14 protein-coding genes are annotated in these 20,744 nt (G+C 44.3%); 1 reads left to right on the top strand and 13 read right to left on the bottom strand.

The window, feature by feature from the left end; genetic code table 11:
• Window positions 1-32: 32 nt before the first annotated feature.
• The 6 genes from FAZ15_RS18480 to FAZ15_RS18455 form a co-directional block, all read right to left on the bottom strand.
• The gene (locus FAZ15_RS18480) at window positions 33-935 is read right to left on the bottom strand and encodes a FecR family protein (protein ID WP_136902788.1); all 903 of its coding nucleotides are present in this window, start codon (window positions 933-935) and stop codon (window positions 33-35) included.
• A gap of 105 nt (window positions 936-1,040) precedes the next feature.
• A complete protein-coding gene (locus tag FAZ15_RS18475; protein WP_136902787.1) occupies window positions 1,041-1,559 on the bottom strand; it encodes an RNA polymerase sigma factor in 519 nt (172 codons plus the stop codon).
• Between the two features lie 207 nt (window positions 1,560-1,766).
• A complete protein-coding gene (locus tag FAZ15_RS18470) occupies window positions 1,767-2,372 on the bottom strand; it encodes a DUF417 family protein (RefSeq protein WP_136902786.1) in 606 nt (201 codons plus the stop codon).
• A gap of 69 nt (window positions 2,373-2,441) precedes the next feature.
• Window positions 2,442-3,191 carry a helix-turn-helix domain-containing protein gene (locus FAZ15_RS18465; RefSeq protein WP_202912452.1) on the bottom strand — a complete coding sequence of 250 codons (750 nt, stop codon included), beginning with the start codon at window positions 3,189-3,191 and terminating at the stop codon, window positions 2,442-2,444.
• Window positions 3,192-3,408: 217 nt separating this feature from the next.
• Window positions 3,409-4,260 (bottom strand): sugar phosphate isomerase/epimerase family protein, encoded by an 852-nt coding sequence (locus FAZ15_RS18460; RefSeq protein ID WP_162305007.1) that lies wholly within the window; start codon window positions 4,258-4,260, stop codon window positions 3,409-3,411.
• A gap of 10 nt (window positions 4,261-4,270) precedes the next feature.
• Window positions 4,271-5,620, bottom strand: coding sequence for a Gfo/Idh/MocA family protein (locus FAZ15_RS18455; protein ID WP_136902784.1), 1,350 nt, complete (start codon window positions 5,618-5,620; stop codon window positions 4,271-4,273).
• A gap of 758 nt (window positions 5,621-6,378) precedes the next feature.
• On the opposite strand from FAZ15_RS18455, the gene FAZ15_RS18450 reads away from it, so the two are divergent.
• On the top strand, window positions 6,379-8,859 hold the full coding sequence (locus FAZ15_RS18450) for a tetratricopeptide repeat protein (RefSeq protein ID WP_136902783.1): 2,481 nt from the start codon (window positions 6,379-6,381) through the stop codon (window positions 8,857-8,859).
• A gap of 572 nt (window positions 8,860-9,431) precedes the next feature.
• Here FAZ15_RS18450 and FAZ15_RS18445 read toward each other — a convergent pair.
• The 7 genes from FAZ15_RS18445 to FAZ15_RS18410 all read right to left on the bottom strand — a co-directional run bounded on the left by FAZ15_RS18445 (window position 9,432) and on the right by FAZ15_RS18410 (window position 20,719).
• Window positions 9,432-10,025, bottom strand: a complete 594-nt coding sequence (locus tag FAZ15_RS18445; RefSeq protein ID WP_136902782.1) for an RNA polymerase sigma factor — start codon at window positions 10,023-10,025, stop codon at window positions 9,432-9,434.
• Window positions 10,026-10,369: 344 nt separating this feature from the next.
• Entirely contained in the window at window positions 10,370-12,421 is a 2,052-nt protein-coding gene (locus FAZ15_RS18440; RefSeq protein ID WP_162305006.1) for a selenium-binding protein SBP56-related protein, read from the bottom strand.
• Window positions 12,422-12,476: 55 nt separating this feature from the next.
• Window positions 12,477-13,922, bottom strand: coding sequence for a SusD/RagB family nutrient-binding outer membrane lipoprotein (locus FAZ15_RS18435; RefSeq protein WP_136902780.1), 1,446 nt, complete (start codon window positions 13,920-13,922; stop codon window positions 12,477-12,479).
• Window positions 13,923-13,933: 11 nt separating this feature from the next.
• Entirely contained in the window at window positions 13,934-17,368 is a 3,435-nt protein-coding gene (locus tag FAZ15_RS18430) for a SusC/RagA family TonB-linked outer membrane protein (protein WP_136902779.1), read from the bottom strand.
• Between the two features lie 137 nt (window positions 17,369-17,505).
• Complete coding sequence (locus tag FAZ15_RS18425) at window positions 17,506-18,669, bottom strand: FecR family protein (RefSeq protein WP_162305005.1); 1,164 nt, start codon at window positions 18,667-18,669, stop codon at window positions 17,506-17,508.
• A 367-nt stretch (window positions 18,670-19,036) separates the two neighbouring features.
• On the bottom strand, window positions 19,037-19,972 hold the full coding sequence (locus FAZ15_RS18415; protein WP_136902777.1) for an erythromycin esterase family protein: 936 nt from the start codon (window positions 19,970-19,972) through the stop codon (window positions 19,037-19,039).
• Window positions 19,973-20,038: 66 nt separating this feature from the next.
• The gene (locus FAZ15_RS18410) at window positions 20,039-20,719 is read right to left on the bottom strand and encodes a LytR/AlgR family response regulator transcription factor (RefSeq protein WP_202912451.1); all 681 of its coding nucleotides are present in this window, start codon (window positions 20,717-20,719) and stop codon (window positions 20,039-20,041) included.
• Window positions 20,720-20,744 lie beyond the last annotated feature (25 nt).

Raw genomic sequence — 20,744 nt, 5'->3', positions numbered from 1 at the left:
CGGTTACTTTAGCGAGAGACTGACACTCTTTTTTATTTGATTGTAATTGTTTGATCCTTTATAATAGTACGTCTAGCACTGATCGTACTGATCAATGAGGCGATGTCTTTTAAATCCATGTGTGGGGTCAAAGTAACTTTGTAGCGTACCTGGGTAGCTTTATCCGTAAGGTGTATTAGAGAAATGTTGTAGTAATCTGCTAGACATTGCCGCAAGGTCGCGAAGTCAGCGCCATACAAAGTCAACGAGCCGTTTTGCATATTCAGACTGACATCGCTCGATTTTCTCACCTCCCATTTCTGCGTGCTTTCTTGATATACCATTCTTTCATTCGGGGTAAGCACGACTTCACGTTGATCTATCCGGATACTTACTTTTCCTTCCTCAAGAAAGACGCTATGTTGATCACCTTCTACCGGACTACTTACCGAAAATCGAGTTCCAAGCACGGTCGTCTCTAAGTGTTTGCTGTGTACAACGAACGGTTTTGCTTGATTCTTTTTAACTTCAAAGAAAGCATTTCCTTCTAGAACCACATTACGTTCAGCACGGTTGTAACCGGCAGTGACTTGCAAACTGCTATAGGGACGAAGTATGACCACCGTACTATCAGGCAGATTTATTCTCTTGGCATTATTTGTACTGCTGAATAATTGTACAGGAGCAGTTTCTTTCGTGTCCGTAGAATGTAATAGTACATTACCCCAGATAACGCCGCCTCCGGCAAGAAGCAGTACACCAATCCATATCGCAGCATACTTCCATATGATGGTTCGGCGCTCATTTTTTTTACGATGCGTGTTGTAGCTTTGAAGCACACGCTCGTACAAACGCTTTTCCAATAGGCTCTCTGATTCACTATCAAGAGGAGGAACCTCACTAAAAATGTGTTCTTTTTCTTTTGTAGCTAATGACTTGCGCTTCGGTGCTTTCATATGAGGTATACGAACATCCTATAGGCAAATCCCGACTGTTTATGAGATTTAATAATTATTAAATACGGTGTTTACATAAGGTTAATACGACTATTCCTTTTGGAGCTATTTCAGGAATTTTTCAAGAGCAGTTCGTAGTTTTTGGTTAGCTAGCGAGAGCTGATTGCGAACGGTCTTGTCAGAGATCAGTAGCTTTTGGGCGATTTCTGTCGTATTGAAAACTCCTTTGTTATTGAGCTGTACCACACGGCGCATCTGGTCAGGCAACCTGCTTACCTGTAGTTCTAGGAATTCGTCAAATTCTCGCTTAATCGTAATCTCCAGTGCTTTATTGTCATGCTGACTGTACCAGGTGGGGATGTCCTGCTCAAGGTCCGTCTGGAGTTTACTCTTACGATAATGGTCGGTAATTCGATTACGGAGTGCAGTGTACAGATAACCTTTAATTGTGTCGATGCGATCTTCTAGGCTTTCTGATTTTAATAATTTTAAAAATACGTCATGAAGAAGATCCTCGGCAAGTGCATGATCCTTTACTTTTTTTAGGGCAAAGTAGTAGAGCTCTTTCCAGTATAACTTATATATGCGATTAAAGCAGTCAATTTTTGGATCGGAGTAGTGCATTTTCTCTGTTGTTGGTTTCTATAGCATGTGCTGCCCTATAAGGAGCAGTAACGTAGTAGAAGACACGACAAATCTAGGTATGCAATGTTAACTGAATGTGAAAATAGTAAGAATCTTTTAGGTGGTAGGGTCTCTTTTCGTTTGCTAGTATCGTCAATACTTTATAAGTAAGCTTCTTGAGATTTCCCTGTTTACCATATTTATAAGTTACTTTCTATGTAAGATTCTTGCCGCTGCTTCAGACGCAACGATAAGTCCCCCTGCCAGCATAATAATATCCTTTAAGACTAATCTTCCTGCTCCTGATAGATAAGGGAATCCATAGTGTGGTGTGGGAAAATCCCCACCTAGATTAGGTACAAAAACCTCTGGTGTAGTTATAAGGAATGAAAGCGTAACCAATGACATTCCAGTAGTTAAAAGACCGCCCAAAAAACCGATTTTGGGAAACCAAATACCCAATAAGACGAGGCTGCCGATAGTAACAATAACCAATCCTAATGCGTAAGAAAAAACATAGGTTCCATTTTGTTTATGCCAATCTATATTTTTCTGTACCGTTTTGCCTTCCGGATTTTTATAAACTGTATATTCACTTACCTCTTTATTATGATCGTTTAATGTTGTGTTATCGGTATTCTGATAAAAGAAATTCATCAAAGGACTGTTTATAACAAAGGGCACTATTCCGTCGGCTTCATATTGATAGGCCTTCAATCCACCAATCCACACCATCACTAAGAATAGCGCACCCCGCATTAAATTGATAAATTGTTTTTGAAAATTGACAAATAAACTAAGAAATTTTTCCATTTTTACATACATTGAATGTAATCAAAAATACAATAGATACGCTTGTCTACAAATGGATAAATGTGGATATTACATAGACTTTTCGGCTACAATGGATATACCAACTTCTTGGCGAAAGGTCTTCGGGGAGACACCAACCTCTTTTTTGAAATATCTGCTGAAATAAAATTCATCCTCAAATCCCAGCTCTGCGGAAATCTCTTTAATATTTTTATTGGTAAGATGGAGTAACCTTTTTGCTTCGAGTATTAAGCGTTCCTGAATAAGCTTTGAAGGCGCCTTTCCATAGTTTTTCTTTACTTTCTTGCTAAAGGCATTTACGGATAGACCATGAAGATTTGCGTAGAAAACAACTGATTTTGACGAAGCAAAATGAGTGTCAAGCATCGTTCGGAAGTTAAAGATGTCCGGCTTTTTTAAAGATTTTTCAATGGATTTTTGTGTAGATTGCTTTTCTTTACTGCATAAGGCAAGTATAAGCTGAAGGTATGTCCTTACAATCGCCAAATCATAATTCTGTATAACATCTCCAAACTTTGCTATTTTATCAAAAAGCATCGTAATTTCATCAAAAAAATCATCTTCAACTGAAATGAAAGGCTTCTCATAAATATTATTGAAAAGGATGCCATTGCAGGCAACTTCCACTTTATGATATTCGATGCAATAAAAGTCACCATGGAATTGCAGGATGCGAATGTTTTTTGAATCTCCAAAATTCCAATTTAATAACTGATAAGGTGATAAAAAAAGTATATGCTTTCCATAGGTATCATGCGGATTAAAATCTATTGAAAAAGAAGCATTTCCGTCCATCATGACAACGAAATAATAAGGTTCATTGAACTTTAGAAGGGACTCAGCAGTATTACAAACCGATATTTTGATAAATGAATCCAAAAGGCAGATATAAGATTATTATTTTATAAATTCGTTTGTTTGAAGATTATTTCTATCTGGCTTAATACATATAATGTCTATTTTTAATCCTTATCACTCAATCGCAACACCTTTTATGAAGCGAGATTGCCTATATTCACAATGTTTCCAGCTGCAACGTCAGTTCCTTCATAGCAACAGGCAATTCAATAGCCATGTCGTCAAACCGGCATTCCAGGGCAATTTTTCCGGTGTAGCCAATTTTGCGCAGCGCCCGAAGGTACGGTCGGAAATCGTCGCCAGCGACACCGGGCGCGGTCCTGTTTTCCTTTTCGGCAATATCCACATGGTAGACGAATTCCCTGCCAGCCTCAACGATCCTTTGTGGGGATTCATGCTCCTTGAGCATATGATAAATATCTACCAATAGTTTGAAGTTCGGGTGGTTCACTCGTTTTGCGATGCCGTAGGCTTCCTCCACTGTATTGAACAGGTTGGTCTCTCCGCTGTTGAGGTTTTCCAGGCATATCACTACCCCGTAAGATGCTGCGAGCTTAGCCATCTTGCCTGCAAGACTAGTAAACTGTTCGATCGCCTCTTGCCGGTCGTAACCTTCGGGTACCCGACGGGATCCACCGCTACCGAAGACGACAATCCCGACCCCGGTTTTCTGGGCATGGGCAAACACGTTTGCGGAATGGGAAAGGATGCCATCATGGTCTGCTTCCGGGCCGACGGCCTTAAGCGATCCGGGCAGGAAAACATTGCAGGCATAGACGGGAAGACTTTTGGTTAGCTTGAGGGAATCAACCGGATCATTCGGTTTCAAATACTCCGACACGGTGGGTTGGATAAACAAAAAACCATGACGCGCTACAAGGTCGGTATCTTTCATCGATGCGCAGACACCCAGCTCCGGTCTGAAGAGCTGTTGCGCTATGCTGCCGGCCGATGTAAAAAAAACAGCGGCTAGCGTAATCATTCCCTTTAAAATCAATTTCATTTCCATGGATATTGCGTTAATACTTGAATACGTTCTGTCCTGCCATGACTTGCCTTGCCTTGGGGTCGAATGTAGCCCGTGTTCCTGTCCGGTATGCCGCATTGGCCATTATGCAGGCTACCGCGTGGTTGTAACCGGCCTCCACCGGCGCATTAGGGGTTTGGCGCGACCGGACGCAATCCATCCAGTTACGCATATGCGCATCCGTCAGGAAATCCCCTCCGGTATTTGCACCCGAAGCGGCCTGCACATCTGGAAGCTTATATTCCTCCAATAGATTGGCTTTAAGTCCCATCGCTTTCGCTGCATCATTTTGAAGCCCACCAGTCGGTGTGACCCTGTTCTTGTCCAAATCAAGCATGCCCCCGTTGGAGTAGTACAGTTCCTTGGTATCTCCGGCCGAGTTGCTGAAGCGCGAGGAATAAACGACCTGGAAACCATCCTCTTTACGATCCAGTGGTCCGTAATCAAATACGGCGGTCAACGTGTCGGCGTTGGTGCGTCCGTCCTTCCATAGGTATATCCCACCATTGGCCGTCACGCCGCGAGGGTAGGCGAGGCCCGAGAACCAATGCACCGTGTCAATCTGGTGGGACATCCATTGACCAGGGATGCCAGATGAATAAGGCCAGAACAGGCGGTATTCCAAGTATTTTCGGGGATCCCAAGCCTCGAAGGGCCGGTTTATTAAAAAGCGCTTCCAGTCCGTATCGGATTCACGGATGGAAGACGTAAGTGCAGGGAGGCGCCATCTGCCCGGCTGGTTTACGTTCCAGCACATCTCGACCATCACAATATCGCCGAACCGCCCGGAACGAATATAGTCATTGGCAGCCTGATAGTTACCACCGCTTCGACGCTGGGAACCGATCTGCACGACGATATTACTAGCTTTTACCGCATCGAGTGCCATATTTGCATCGTCCATTGTTTCGGCGAAAGGTTTCTCGCAGTAGGCATCCTTGCCGGCTTTCGCTGCTTCAGCTAGGTGGAAGGCATGTTGGAAATCTGCTGTGCTGATGATCACTGCATCGATGTCTGCCCGGTCATACAGCTCGTCGTTATTGCGACACAGCGCGACATTGGCCCCTGTCTTTTCGCGTATATAGGCAGCCCCTTCTTTGCGGCGTCTGTCCCATATATCTGACAATGCGACAAATTCGAAATCGAGCGCCTTGGCGTGGCTATTAAATGCAGGAAGCAACGAATGCTTGAATCGGTCCGAAAACCCGATAATACCTACGCGTACCCGGTCGTTCGCGCCGAGGATCTTGCTGTAGCTCTTTGCACTCATTCCAAGTCCGCCAATGGTTAATCCAATAGCCGAAAGGGTGCTCTTCTTGATGAAGTCTCTTCTGCTTTCCATAATAAGATATATTAGTGCTATTTTTTAATTCAAGTTTAATAGCGTTTACAATTAGCAATCGTAAAACTATTCTTTTTTTTGCAAATAGCGATGCTATCTACGTAACAAAAGCATTGACTTACATTGGTTTGGATCGGATTCATTTCACAGAATTCCTATCGCGTCTTCATATGCTAGAGAACTAAATGAAAGATATCATTGACAATATAAAGTTTAATCGTTGATATCTCGGAGGTGATATATGCAATTTGGGATTTTATGAGTTCTTTACCAAAATGATCGAATGCAATAGCATTGCTTGACTGTACAAGATCAGATGTCAGTTGTCCGCAGGATATATCTTTATTTCCCGTTACATCAGCTTTTCTGACTGAATTGGCGATACCTTATGATTGGGGTTCTTTAACAGAAGGTCTCCCGCAGGAGAAGAATAAAATGACAATCAAAGCAACTATTTTTGACATATAATAGTGTTAAAGTTGAACTGTAGGATCGGGTAGAACAAATAATATTACACGATCCTAGAATATAATCAATCTAATATACATTAACAAAACCGAACCTGGAAGCAGCCTCAGCAAATAACCGTAACCTTTTGGTTAATAATCGAACTCAGGTTTTTAGGATCCATTTTTGCTCACGATTCATATAATTGAATGAAATTCTTTAGTTTTGACTGTAGCTATTTAGGAGAAGATTGCAATATTATCTCTTCGGCGAAGGAATGTTTTGGATAAATTTAGAAATAGGGACGAGCAATGATATTGAAAAAAAGCATCGGCTATCACTACCTGAAATACCTGCTTACCGGGGTCTTTTCAGCTTTGCTGATTATGGGTTATGCGCAGGGAACTCAAGTTGTGGATTCCATTGATGTCGTACGTGATTACCGGCCGATACTGGCAGATGCCGTAAAGGCCCGTCGGAGTCCGGATATGCGTATCAATAGAGAAGCGATCGAAAATGAGCTACAGCAGGTCGCCGCTGCTACATATTTTTCAATAAATGGTTTCAAACAAGCCTACAATGATGAACTTCTTAAACGGAATCCCAATGCTTCACGCGACAATATCGACAATTACCGAATTAGTTATCTGGCTTACCGTGCAGGGGAGTACCCAAGAGCGACCTCTATTTTAGAGAGTTTGGAAAAATCGGATGCCTATTATCAGGGCGCTATAATTACTTTGGGCAATATTGCTATAGAGACCGGCGATAAACAACGTGCCCGAAATGCTTTTCTCAAAGCGACGAAAATGGATCTCGATCCGGAATTGAAAATAATTGCGTTGTATAACTACGCCAAAGTCTTATATGAACTAGACTCCGCCCAAGTTGGCCTAGAAATACTTCAAGACTATATCGCGAAGAGACATGTGGATATTAATCGTGATGGCAAGAAACCGGAGAGTGCGGAAACATTATCCATAGATGTTTTGTTGGGTACGAGTAATTTTCACGCGGGAGTAAGTATGCTGGAATCGTTAAACAAAAGGAGCAGCGAAGCCGATGTAACCTATCAAAAAGCAACGTATTACCGCGCTTTGGAGTTCTATAATGAGCGTGCTTTCGAAAATAGCATATCCATGTTTATGAGATCTGAAAAATTCCCGATCGATCCAGAAATGGCAGCGTTGGCCACGTATTGGAAAGCGGAGGCGATGTATGAAGTACGCAAATACAAAGAGGCGGTGGAAAACTTTTCCCGATTCCTCCGGATGCCCGCTGCAAGAAATACCGATGTATACAGTTATGCGCACTATGGCCTGGCCTATGCAGCTTTTCGCAACAACAGCTTTAGCGTGGCTGCTGATTATTTTGAACGCTTTTTGACTACCGATGGAAGTTCGATAGAGGAAAGTGTACGGCATGACGTGATCGCACGTTTAGGTGACTCGTATTTGTCCTTGCGCAATTATGGCCGGGCCAACCAATACTTTGATCAGTTGATCAACAGTAAAGCTCCTAATCAAGACTACGCGTTGTTTCAGCGCGGTATTATGTATGGATTGCAGGGCGACAATGAAACCAAGATCAGCACGTTGCGGTCTGTTGTGGAGCAATTCCCCGGTTCGAACTATGCAGATGACGTGGCCTTTGAGGTTCCGTACACGTATTTCACAATGGAAGATTACGATACCGCCATCGAAGGGCTACAGAAGATGGTCAAAAAATACCCCCGAAGTAGCTATGTACCCCGGGCGTTGATGACCATCGGGCTTGTCCAGTACAATAAAGGTGAGACCGAAGAAGCGAAGGCTTCCTTCCGGAGGGTGGTGGAGCAACATGCTACAACAGATGAAGCACGACAAGCATTGCGTTCCATTGAGAACATTTACCTGGATCAAGGGGATGCTTCCGGTTATATTCATTACGCGACCAACACCGATGTCAGTGATCTGAGTGCCGCAGATCAGGATAACTTCACTTTCCAGGTAGCTTACTCTTTATTTAACAAGGGAGCATATGAAGGGGCTGTGGAAGCGATCAATGCATACTTTGATAAATTTCCGAAACCCATAAAGGAAAAACATGCCCGTTATATCCGCGGGGTGAGTTTATACCGGACCGGACAGCCAAAAGAAGCGCTACACGACTTGAACATCATCCTGAACGATTGGACGAGCAAGTATACTGAAAGCACCTTGCTAACGGTAGCTGCGTTATATCTAGAGTTGAAGAAATACAACGAGGCCATCGTGCATCTCAAAAAACTGGAGCTTAATTCAGAATTTAAAGAAAACTATAACTACGCGGTAACTAACCTGATGATTTGCTATTTCCAAATCGGTGACTTGGAGCAGGTGGCCAAGTATGCGATGTTGATAAAGAACTACAACCGGTCATCTGAGGAAGACATTGCCAAAGCCCACTTGTACAGTGCGCGAGCCATGCTGCAGGAAGGAAATGTGTCTTCAGCCACGAAGGAGCTCAATCTGGCAGCGCTCAAGAGCCAAACGGCAGTCGGCGCAGAGGCACGGTACCGCACCGGGCAACTGCAGTATGAAAACAAGGAATACGACAAAGCACAGGAAACAGCCTTTGATGTGATCAACAATAGGGGGGTGCATGATTACTGGGTGGCCAAGAGCTTTCTCCTGCTTGCAGATACCTATACAGTCAAAGGCAATAGTCTCCAGGCAAAGAGTACGTTGGAAAGTGTGATTGATAATTATGAAGATGATGATGATGTCATTCCTTCAGCAAAAGAACGTTTAAAGAAATTGAAAATTAAGTAAATTTATATAACGATGCAGATCAAGCACGACTTATGTTATAAGTTTTGTACAATGTCTTTATCTTATAGGCACAATTCTACTGGTAGTCTCCTATTTTTAGTTCCAGTACTAATTTCAACCCTTCTAAAAATGAAGGCGATGTATATAATTTTTCAACGGATTGGTCTTAAGTTTAAATAGTACTGCCGGATTTATGAATATGTCAAATTTGGATGCAACTTTCCGGAATCGGGTTAGCTCGATTAGTGTTGGGTACGAGTTTGGAACTCGCTAGTTGTTTTTTACTAAGAATTCCCGGTTTTGCCGGGGATTTTTTTGGACATATGAATTAGCCCGTTGTGCATTATAACATGCCGTATTGTCGGATTCAATCATATACAATGAGGATATAAATAGTTATTGGCTTACCTTGTATACTGAAAGGCCCAGTAAGATGTGTCAAAATCATCGAATTTATTCATAAAAGTAAGATTAAAACTATCTAATGTCTCTAATAAGTCCCTTTACAAACACACTTCCTATATAATGATTTGTTAATCTATTTAACAATTATAACAAGAATGCCCGGTACGTTATAAAAATAGGAAGTAGGATGTGTTTTTCAGGGCCTTTACAAAGCGTTTGCGGATGATCTTGAGTTGATTGTATACGGTATGGGGTGAGGTGGAAAGCGTATTGGCTATCTCGGATACGGTTTTATTGCTTTCATAGCGCAACGCATAGACCTGTTTCATACGGGGAGGCAGATCGGAGATTGCCAGATCCAGTAACGATTCCAATTCCTCATTGTGCGCTTGCCTGAATGCCAGTGACAACTCATCCAGGTCTGCAATTTCTTCAGACAGGTTATCCCAGATGGTTACGAAATGCGGTTGGTGTTTGTTCTTTCGGTAATAATTCAATACCCTGTTGATGGCCATTCCATGTAGGTAGGGATAGATTTCTCCCTGGGGCTGGAGGATCTCCCGTTTTTCCCAGAGCGATAAGAAGATGTCATGGATGAGGTCGGCCACCGCCGATTGATCATTAATGCGTTTGCTGATTTCTTTGTACAATCGACGGACACAACGTTGGTACATGTGGTCAAACGCATGCGTTTCCCCTCGCTTTAAAGAATCCCAGAGTTCCTTGTCTGTCGTTTGTACCACTTCGCTGCCGAATTGCATGTTATACTAATCAATTGCTTAGGTTGGAGTTCCTAACAGCCAAAGTTAGGGACTTCGGTCTATAGAAATTGTTATGTTTGTGTTAATCCTGTGTGAAGGGGGCCATGAGACTGAAGAAGCCGTGGATGATGAAAACCAGTAACATGCAACTCAACGCGCCCCAGTTTTGCTGAGCTTTGCAAGGAAACGTTTGATGGTTGCGCGGAAAATGCCTGATAACGGCTTCAACTGTGGTGTGGCGAGTTGTTTAATACAAAACCCGAAGACTGTCGGCTTCGGGTTTTGCAATCATAGTACATTAGCCGATGTTGCTACTGCAAGTGTAGAGCAGCGAAAATCAGCGATTACAATCCAGTATTTTTAAGATCAAGGACAATAAAATTATTGGCTTCCCTACTGGCTAATAAAAGCATATCCCCATCTATCGCTATCCCGTATACCCTGCGTAGCAGGGGGTCTTGGAAGTAGCGGGCCAGGCTGGGGTTGTCTGGTTTTGAAATATCTATTATCGCTACAGAGTGATTGGAAGAGTTCAAAACGAACGCCTTTTTCTTCCAAATGGCTATCCTGCCCGGCCCCTGCATATCCGTGTCGCTGATATGTGAACGTACCTGGGGGTGCAATGGGTCGGAAATGTCCAATGACCAGAAGGTATTGGCATTATATGCTACCACAAAAAGATGGTTCCCGTCTATGGCGAGCGCACAAGTGCCTTTTAGCAACACGGGGTCATACACCCGATCCGTAATGACGGGATGGCGTTTGTCCCGGATGTCTACCGTGATGAGCGATGATCCGGGGCCGTAACCCGCCAAATAGAGTACATCTCCTTTGGTCAGTGCGGCAAAAGCCCCGTCTCCCGTGTGGAATGAACTTAGAATAGCCGGTTTCGCCGGATGATGGAGATCCAATATATAAACCTTGCTTTCCGAGCTATGGGTTACGTAGGCATAGTCCCCATCGATCCATATCTTCCTAAGACGCGTATAATTTGACTGATAGTGCTCCAAAAAGCTACCTTCACCGCCCACCGTGATTGCCGATAGTTTTACGGGATGATAAGGGTCGGAGATATCATAGGTACTTATCCGACAGTTGGTCATCGATAGCACATACAAGTACTGGTCCTTGATGGCGACACTAAAAGCATCAAGAATATCCGGATCCCGCAAGCTGTGGGCCAATACCGGGTTATGCGGATTGCGATAGTCGATAATGGCCACATTGTTTCCATCCCGGCAGGGGATGTACGCAAATTTCTTATGGATCACGATGTCCTCGGGCTCATTGATTTCTTTCACATGGCTGACCATGCCCACAGTAGCTTGATGTAAGGGGATTTTATGCTTGGCGCTGATTTCTTTCTGTACACCCTGTACCTGTTGGAGGGTATGGTGAAGAAAGTCTTTGGCAAAGGACGCACGCAGTACAAACCCTTTGTTGGTGGCAGACAAGGTAATGACCGAGTCTGTTGTCTCTACCCGTATACCGTGATCCAGCCAATCTCCTTCGACCGTGGGCAGGGCACCGAGGTTCCACCAGCTACGGCCATAGTTTAAGGTGAGGTACACGTTTTTCTCGCTGGTATAGGTGCCGTAATATGCTGCACCGTAGCCGATATTGACGAAGTCATCTGCCGAGCCATCTAATTGAGCGCATTTTTCCCACGTGTACCCGAGGTTGCTGCTACGGTAGATGTAGCCGTCTTGGTCGGCTTGCAGCAAACGAGCCATCCCGAGGTATTCGGTGGCAAACAATGCCGCGTCAGTCAGTTTTTCCAACCTGTTCCAAGTCATGCCATCATCGATGCTTTTGTACACGGTACCATCCCAACCATTGACGACGATGCCATTCCCAACTTTTTCCAGTCTGTACAACGCATTCTTGGACACAGCCCCCATATCTGTCCAGGTGTCGCCCTTGTCTGTGGAACGGTAGATATGGCCGCCTTCCGAATCAGTGTCGGTGACCAGCAGTGTGCCGTGGGCCGTGTACATGATGGCGTAGGCAGCCGCATAGTTTTCCGTATTTTTGTTGGTCGTCAGCTGTTTCAATAGCTTCCACGATTGCCCACCGTCTAGGGTACTGTATACCTCTGCCTGACTCGTCAAGATATAAAACGCTTGTTTGTCGCCCGTTTCGGCAATGCAGGTAATGTCGTTTTCGGTCGGCTTGGCTAGGAAACGCCAATGTTGCCCCTGGTCGTCACTGATGTAGAGCTTGCCTTTTTGCGCACCTCGGGTAGCCAAGGCGATCGTATGCTCATCCAATTGCCGTATCGCATCGATCCTTCCGCCCGGCACCACCTCCTGTACAGACCAATTTTTGAAGCGTGGCAAGACGCTGTTGGCAATGGACAGACTGTCCATTGCAGCCTGTCCGTAAGTGACCATCAACCAGCAAGTGGCGATGATGCTCCATCCTATTTTTCTCGTATTCATGATGCTATTTTTATTTTTGCCACCACATTTTACCGTTCATGTGGTCTCCACCCATACGTTGGGAGGCTTCTTGGTACTGCTGTTGGTTGAGTGATTGTTCCGATATCGGGTAGGGCAATCTGGAAGGTATTTTCCCATCGTTGACATTGGTGGGTCCGGGTACCAGACGGGGATGGCCCGTCCTTCTGTATTCACACCAAGCCTCGATACCGGTAAAGAACAAGCTAAAGTACTTCTGCAGGTAGATCTTTTCCAATCCGCCGTCATAAGCGACGCTCGGATGCGCCAGGTAGTCCGTCTCAAATGGGGCACCCCAATAGTCGAAAGAGCTTTTGATACCCTCGTCATAGGACTGTTTTGCGTCTCCGGTATAAAAGCCCCTGGCAGCAGCTTCGGCCTTCAGGAAAAATACTTCTGCACAAGTCATCCAGATGGCCGGCTCATCATCTGCCTGGAAGCGCGTCCCTAGATAGGATTGAAAATTATATCCGCCGTTGTAGTTTGCAGATTCGGTAACGGGGAGCGCATTGGGTAGGCCTACGTATACCGGGAAGGCCGTATTAGCCGATGCGTTGGTTGGCCGTGCAAATTGGAAAAGTCTGGTATCACCAAATTTAGTCAATGAATCCACGACAAACGCACTTACCGATTTGTACTTGAAGTCAAAATCACGGACAAAGCTCGGTGCGAGCGGGAATACATCGGGAAAGCTGCCCGAGTAGCGGTAGATGAAGTTGTCGCCATTACCTTCCATGATGGGGTACTGCGCCGGAGCAGCTAAAATAAGGCCGATCAGTTCGCTGGATTTTGACGTTTGTTTCTCCACAGTTCGCATGAGCATACGGAGCAGCAGGCTGTTGCCAAATTTTTTCCATTTCAGCATGTCGCCGTCATAGATGAGGTCACCCCCGAAATCCAGTGTTGCATTGACATCGATGAGCTGCGTATATTGCTGTATCTCTTCGATCAGTCCGAGGTAAATGTCTTCCTGCGAATCATACTTCGGGGTGAAGGTATTATCGGCGACCGCTTTACCGGCTTCGGTGTAAGGCACATCGCCAAAGGTATCGGTGATCATCGATAGGATGAAGACTCTGATCAAGCCTGAGATTGCTCGGTAGTTGCTGTGTCCCGTGCCATTCTCGACCATCCTGTTGATGTCATTGAGATCCCGCAGCCTGTTGTATAGGTTCCATAGTTGATTAGAATTAGTCGGTTGTAACTTGAATCGCTGTACCTCTGTGAATGTATTGTTCATACAGGTGTATTGGATCAACTCGTTGTTGATTTCAAAAGCGCTGTGGGTAAGGGTATTCGAAATGCTGTACACCACTTGCGGTAATACGACACCCGGGTTGACCTGTGACGGGACATTGGGGTTTGTATTGTCGATTTTTTGGCAACCTCCGGTGGCTAAGAGGATGATTCCGCATATAAAGGCTATTTTAATGTTCATGTCTGTTTTTTTTAAAGTGCTATTTTGATGTCCAGTCCGAAACTCCGCGTCGATGGGATCTGTGCGTTTTCTACGCCGGGTACGATGGTGCCACCGGATACGAATGAGGTTTCGGGATCGATGTTTGGCGCTTTTGAAAACAAAAGCAGGTTTCTGCCCACCAGGTTCAGTTGCACCGATTTGAACGGTGTCTTTTTGACTACTTCGGTAGGCAGTGTGTAGCCAAGCGTCAATTCACGCAATTTAATGAAGGAAGCGTCGAATGAGTTGGATTCCACGTTAGGCCGTCGATAATAACCCCGGTAGTAGGTATAGGCTGATACCCGTTCCGTGTTGGGCGAATACGTACCGTCGTTATTGAGGACCACACCATCTCCGACGATGCCTTCCTCGCGGCCCGGTAGCGTATTAGATAAACTGCCTGCTTCCGTCCCGGTTACGTGGGTAAATGAATAGATCGTACCGCCCAATCGGCCGTCAAAAAGAAAGCCCAAAGACCAGGTTTTGTAGCTAAGATTGTTCTTTATACCGGCGATCAGATCGGGATTATAATTTCCGATCTTCATCGTATTGCTGGTGAATACGGGTACACCTCCCCGGTAGACGATCTCGCCTGCGTTATTACGCTGAAGCCCGATTCCATAGATGTCACCCATCCGGCCACCTACGCGAGCTTCCACGGTAGCACCCTGAGCAGACGCCATGATATAACTTTCCACGCCATCGGCAAGTTCAATTACTTTGCTTCGGTTTGAGGAGGCAGTCAGGGTAATGTCCCAGGTGAGCTTGTTTTTGATGGGGGTCACGGTCATCAACGCTTCCCATCCGCGGTTGTTTATTTTACCGGCATTCATGATCTTGTCTGTATACCCAGTGCTGACGGATAGCGGGCTGCGTAAGATTTGGTTTTTACTTTGTGCGGTATACCAGGTAAAATCCACATGCAGCCTGTTGGCAAACATCCTGAATTCGGTGCCCACCTCAAAAGAAGAGGTAATCTCGGGTTTGAGATTGGTATTGGGCATGGTCGCCGGGAGACCTACCGCACCGGGCAGCGTGCTGTATTCGTAGTAGGCAGCGGTCTGGTAGGGGTCGGTATCACTACCTACCTGGGCAAATGAACTCCTTAGTTTCCAAAAGTTCATCCATCGGGATTCGATGCCCAGCATATCCGACAGGATACCACTTGCCGATATCGACGGATAGAAATAGGAGTTGTTTCCTGGAGGCAGTGTGCTCGACCAGTCGTTTCGTCCGGTCAACTGCACGAATATCTGATTTTTATAGTCCAGGTCGGCAAAGGCATACAAGCTGTTGACATTTTTGACTGTGTTTGCCTCGCTTAATGCAGGCCTGTTGCTGGCATTGCCCAAGTTGTATACACCTGGTATGATCAGGCCATTGGCTGTCGCCGTATTTTGCCCGGTGTTGATCTGAAGATTGTTTCCCCCGGCATTAGCAGACCAATTGAATCCTCCTAGTTCCTTGCCTTGGTACGTGAGTAAGAAATCCGAATTGCGCTCAAAGTACATCAGGTCTTGCCGACGGTACAACCCTTTGGTATTGACTGCCGAACTGAAGGGGCGCTGGGAGCTACGCATTTCGCCGGAGTAGTCGATGCCGGTGCGGACCATCGCTTTGAGCTGCGGCAAGATTTGGTAATCCACGGCTGCGTTACCAAATAGGCGATTGCGTTTCATCCCGTTTAACTGTTCATACATCGTGAAGTACGGATTGTCTCCCCAGGTGAAGTAGTAGTCTTGCTTCACGTCTTCTTGTCCGGGTATCCAATAGTTCTTAAACCAATTGATATCCGCATTTCGCTCAAACCAAATAAAATTGTAAGTGGGCGACGATCCGCCATATCCGACGATAGGCAAATTGTCGCTATGGCTATTGATGTAGTTCATGTTTGCCTTTACCGACACCTTGGAAGAGATGTTGACATTGGAGTTTAAATTAAACTGGTTACGTTTTAGCTCGGTATTGGGCATGATCCCCGTTTGAGTGTAGTTGTTGTAAGATGCCCGGAAGTGACCCAACTCTCCCGATTTGGATACCGATACGCTATTGATAAGTGTCCGGCCCAGTTCGTAGAAATCCCGCACGTTATTCGGCCGGGCTTGCCAAGGGATCGGAATCCTATTGCCGTTCTCATCCAAAGGTGAGCCAAACTGGATGAATTGCTGCCTGTTGAACGGGGCGCCCCAGTTATGTCCTGAATTGCTGGTATTGGGTCCGTCCGGCCCATCTCCATAGGAATAATAATCCAGCCCGCTACCCGTTCCGCCGCCATAGCTATTTTGGAAGTCTGGAAGTTTGAGCACTTGATCGAATGCCGTATTTGAATTAACGCTTACACCCATGGCTTTCGAAGAGGAGGCGCTTTTTGTCGTGATGATGATTGCGCCATTTGCCGCTCTGGATCCATATAATGCAGCAGCATTAGCACCTTTCAGTACGCTGATCGATTCGATATCGTCGGGATTGATTTCGGCGCCTCCGCTTCCATAGTCCACCGAGAGATCACTGCTACTGCCGGTGCCGATGTTGTTGTTTATTGGTACACCATCAACGACTACCAATGCTGTGTTTTTATTAATATTCAAAGAGGATTCGCCACGTAATACAATGCGTGATGAGCTGGCCATGCCTCCCGATGTCATGGTCATATTCATACCAGCTACCTTTCCCTGCAGTGCCGTTAATGCATTTCCACTTTTTGCTGTGTTCATGTCTTCCCCTTTAATCTCTTGGATCGATGTGCCTATCCGTCGCTTTGTGCTCGTCAGTCCCAACGATGTGACGACTACCTCTTCCAAGGCGTCCATTGTGTTTTTGAGGGTAACATCGACTACCTTGCGTTGATCGCTGCCTGTAACCGTCACGCGATCGATTTGTTGGCTTTCGAACGAAATGTAACTGACACGGATGGTGTATGTACCTGGAGCCACCGGTATTTCGTATTCGCCACGACGGTCAGACTGCACGGTTTTTTGGGTTTCCAATACCGTGATGGTAGCCCCTTCCAGTGGAACTCCTTTTTCATCGGTAATCTTTCCGGATATACGCGCCGTTTGTTTTGGCGGCGTTACCGCCGTTGCAGTCTTATGATGCCGTTTGCTGTTGTCTTTTTTGATGGTTACGATTTTGTTTGAAATTGTGTAGGTGTACGGTAATCCATTGAAGCATCGAGCCAATACTTGATTAATATCTGCATTGTCGATATTCATGCTGATTACCTTGGCATCGGCAAATAAATCAGCATCGTAGAAGAAATCATAGTTTGCTTGGCGGCGCACATCCTCGAGAATCTCCTGTATTGATACGTTGTTTTTCTTGATAGACAGGCGTTGCCCATATGTCGCGGCACTCACATGCATCAGACAAAACAAGGTCAATAGCATCGTTATTTTCATAACACGCATGATTTGATAAAAATTCATATTTTTGTTAACGTTAAAAGATTGAAATATTGATTGAACAGTGTTTTAGTAAACTTTTGACACAATGGCAGGGGGTGCTCTAACACCCTCTGCTTTTTTTGATGAAGTCTACTCATTTGGGTTATCTTTCTTTTTTATTACCTCACGGTTATCCTCCTTTCTTTTACTTCCAGTTCCACTTTGTCCGTAGATGCGATCATTTGGATGATGGCCGAAAGGGGCTTTTTACGGGATACCATGCCGTTGAATCGTATTTTACCCAAGTGTTCTGGGCAGACGATATCCACATCATACCAGCGCATCACTTCCTGAAGGATGTCGGCCAACGGTTCATTCCGGAAAATGAAGTCGCCGTTTTTCCAAGCGACGTTTCGGGTTACATCGGTCTTCACGACCTGGATTTTGTCTGCAACCTGCGCTTGCATATTGGGGCTTAAGAATTTGTATTCGCCCGTCGCGCGGTATATTACCTTTACTTTGCCTTCTACCAATGTCGTTCGCTCGGTAGGGTAGCTGGTGTAGCTATTTACGTTAAATTGCGTACCCAATACCTGTATGGTCTGTTTGTCTGTTTCCACGAAGAATGGCACTGGTTCTTTTTCTCCATCGGACTGTTTGATGGAAGATTTGGCAATTTCAAAATAGACTTCACCGGTCATCCTCACCCGGCGCTCGTGTTTACTGAAAACCAATGGGTAGGAGAGGGAGGAAGCAGCATTTAGCCAGGCTTTGGATCCGTCGGGAAGGATAATTTGATGACTCCCGCCCCTAGGCGTAGTTAAAGTGTTGGTTGCATATCGAGCAGCGCGCTCAGGAGCTTCGGTCACATACACAAGCATACCCTGCCCATTTTTTGATATCGTGATGCCATCCTGTCTGGATATTAATCCCTCCTGTTGGTCGTTCAGTGCAATGCTGGTCCCATCGGCCAGTGTTAGAATTGCCTTGTCGCCTCCTGGCAGAATGTCGTTGCTGGTTATCCTGTCAGTGTGTTCGGCGGGCCTTCTGCTGTACTGATATACCACAGCAACGGAGACTAATAGGAAAACCAATGAAGCGGCAGCAACTCGGTACCGACGTGCCAAGGTTTTTAACAATGCTGATTTTGCCTGCGGTGATGCATTGAATCGAGGCGAACGCTTGATTTTAGCCAGCATGTTTTCTATCGTCTGCTGGTCGGGTTCCTCCCCCGGTTGGCCTCTTGCAATTTCTTCAAACCAGGTCTCCAAACTTTGGATTTCTTCAGGGGTACATTTATTACTGTGATACTTGTTTAGTATATCCGATAGTTTCTTTTCCATACGCATTGAAGACACGATTTGTCGTCCTCTATGAGTATAGTAACCCAAATGAAAGATTTTGCTATTCCAATTATCAGATATAATGATTTGTTAATCTGCTTAATAATTTGTTAATATAAATACACTCGATGCGTTATAAAAATAGGACATGCTTTTAGGGCTTCCCAAAAGCTTTCTTATGCCGAGTATGGATAGCGATCTGATGGTCGAGACCAGTATGAGGCAGGAGATCGAGATGCAGACCAGCCGTCATTCGAATCTCAAGAAACGGATGCTATATTATGCGAGCAAGGCCTTCACCAAATGAAAGTTCGGCAACCCAAATAACGGCGTCCACTGTCGCAGTTAAAAAAATGTATTTTGCATTTTATTCAATTGGTTTAGCGGCTGAAGTTTTATTTACAAATATTAGAGCATCAAAATCTACCCCCAATTTAGAAGGTGCCGTTTGTGGAGGACCCTGCCAATTAGAATTTATGTGGGTTAAATCATAAATATTGGTTAAACTATAATTCTTGAACCCTACAAAGAAATTATCGAGTTCCTCGTGCAGTGACTTTTTATTCATTTCGAAACCATACTCTTTTAGATCACCATCTTCTATCACATTGAATGACCCCTTTTTTGTGTCGAAGGCAATGAAATAATATTTTTCATTAAGATTGTTTGAAAGGTAATTTCCCATAGCTTTCACATTCGAATTCGTTACATCCCACGTATTACTTTTGATTAAGTGTGAATTATGGGCCCATATGATACACTTTTGCTTTGGCGATTTTTGCAATAAATTGTCTGCCATTAGACTGTCCCTTTCAAACGGGCGAGGCCAAAATTCTTTATTATCAAAGCCAATAATATTTACTTTGGATTTATCTTGAATTTGTTTTGAGTTATAGGTTTTAACCCATTCGAGTAATTCTTTTAGTTCGATAGAGTTGTATAAACCATAGTTTTTCAACGTAGTGCTGATGTCGGCAACTCCACCAATCACAAAATTATTAAGGTCTTTTGCTACATGTTCGTCCATCTCAAAAGCAATAATTTTAAAATTTAAGTTATTAACAAGATATTTAATTAACATACTTTTTGCTATATAGAATTCTTGTGTTCCATGAGACGCTTCCCCTAATCCTACATGGCTTATGTCCTTAAGGTAATTTGAAATGAAAGAAAACTGATCAACGTTAGCTCCATCCGTAAGCTCAATTTCGTGGAAAGAATTGTCATAGGATTTACTGTTCTGGGCTTTGACATCGATAATTATTAATATTAATAATGCGAAAATATAATATCCTAAGTTCATCCTGTTCCTGATTAGTTTTTTATTAAGATGAATTTATAAGATCATTTCCATATAAGTCATTAACAGCTATGTAAGAAAATGTGTTTTTATCCTATTGCTATAGGATCCACCTACTGGTATCACATAACTGAGTATTCTAATCTGATGACGTTCTATTTTTTCTATTTTAGATGTATTAATAACAAAAGAACGATGCACCTGGATAAATAATTCGTTGGGCAATGATTCTGTCGTTTCTTTAATCGTCGCGCGTGTAAGAATTTCTTTATCCTTCAGCACATACTTCATATAGTTACCCGTTGCCTCGACAAAGAGAATCTCTTCCAGCAGGATCTTTACGACATCATATCCATCTTTGATGAGGATAAAGGAGGGAACATTGTTTCTGTTATTTTGCAGTATTGCTTGAGCTTTATTGCACGCTTTCAAAAATCTGGTAAAGGTAAATGGTTTTAACAAGTAGTCGGTCGCTTCCAATTCAAAGCCAGTCACGGCATGTTCGGAATATGCGGTAGTAAATACCAATAATGGTTTTCGGACTAAGCTGTTGTAAAATTCGATACCTGAAATATCAGGCATTTTGATGTCTAAAAACAATAGATCAATCTTATTATTGTTCAGATATTCCAATGCCTCGAGCGCATTGAAAAATGTCGCTTCAAGCTCTACAAAAGGAACTTTTTCTGCTAGTGTACTTATAATTTCCAGTGCAATAGGTTCGTCGTCAATGGCAATGGCTTTGATCATCAGTTTTTTTATTTAAAGTGGGCGG

The sequence above is a fragment of the Sphingobacterium olei genome (genome assembly GCF_005048855.1).
In the GTDB taxonomy this organism is placed as follows: Bacteria; Bacteroidota; Bacteroidia; order Sphingobacteriales; family Sphingobacteriaceae; genus Sphingobacterium; species Sphingobacterium olei.
Note: the sequence above shows the minus strand (reverse complement) of the source record. Positions and strands in the feature narration are given on the sequence as shown.

What these genes read in the sequence shown, in the direction of transcription:
- FAZ15_RS18445 (WP_136902782.1), bottom strand. Translation starts at nt 10,025, where the DNA reads ATGCAATTCGGCAGCGAAGTGGTACAAACGACAGACAAGGAACTCTGG.
- FAZ15_RS18460 (WP_162305007.1), bottom strand. Translation starts at nt 4,260, where the DNA reads ATGGAAATGAAATTGATTTTAAAGGGAATGATTACGCTAGCCGCTGTT.
- FAZ15_RS18465 (WP_202912452.1), bottom strand. Translation starts at nt 3,191, where the DNA reads ATGATGGACGGAAATGCTTCTTTTTCAATAGATTTTAATCCGCATGAT.
- FAZ15_RS18475 (WP_136902787.1), bottom strand. Translation starts at nt 1,559, where the DNA reads ATGCACTACTCCGATCCAAAAATTGACTGCTTTAATCGCATATATAAG.
- FAZ15_RS18455 (WP_136902784.1), bottom strand. Translation starts at nt 5,620, where the DNA reads ATGGAAAGCAGAAGAGACTTCATCAAGAAGAGCACCCTTTCGGCTATT.
- FAZ15_RS18480 (WP_136902788.1), bottom strand. Translation starts at nt 935, where the DNA reads ATGAAAGCACCGAAGCGCAAGTCATTAGCTACAAAAGAAAAAGAACAC.
- FAZ15_RS18410 (WP_202912451.1), bottom strand. Translation starts at nt 20,719, where the DNA reads ATGATCAAAGCCATTGCCATTGACGACGAACCTATTGCACTGGAAATT.
- FAZ15_RS18470 (WP_136902786.1), bottom strand. Translation starts at nt 2,372, where the DNA reads ATGGAAAAATTTCTTAGTTTATTTGTCAATTTTCAAAAACAATTTATC.
- FAZ15_RS18415 (WP_136902777.1), bottom strand. Translation starts at nt 19,972, where the DNA reads ATGAACTTAGGATATTATATTTTCGCATTATTAATATTAATAATTATC.
- FAZ15_RS18430 (WP_136902779.1), bottom strand. Translation starts at nt 17,368, where the DNA reads ATGAATTTTTATCAAATCATGCGTGTTATGAAAATAACGATGCTATTG.
- FAZ15_RS18450 (WP_136902783.1), top strand. Translation starts at nt 6,379, where the DNA reads ATGATATTGAAAAAAAGCATCGGCTATCACTACCTGAAATACCTGCTT.
- FAZ15_RS18425 (WP_162305005.1), bottom strand. Translation starts at nt 18,669, where the DNA reads ATGGAAAAGAAACTATCGGATATACTAAACAAGTATCACAGTAATAAA.
- FAZ15_RS18435 (WP_136902780.1), bottom strand. Translation starts at nt 13,922, where the DNA reads ATGAACATTAAAATAGCCTTTATATGCGGAATCATCCTCTTAGCCACC.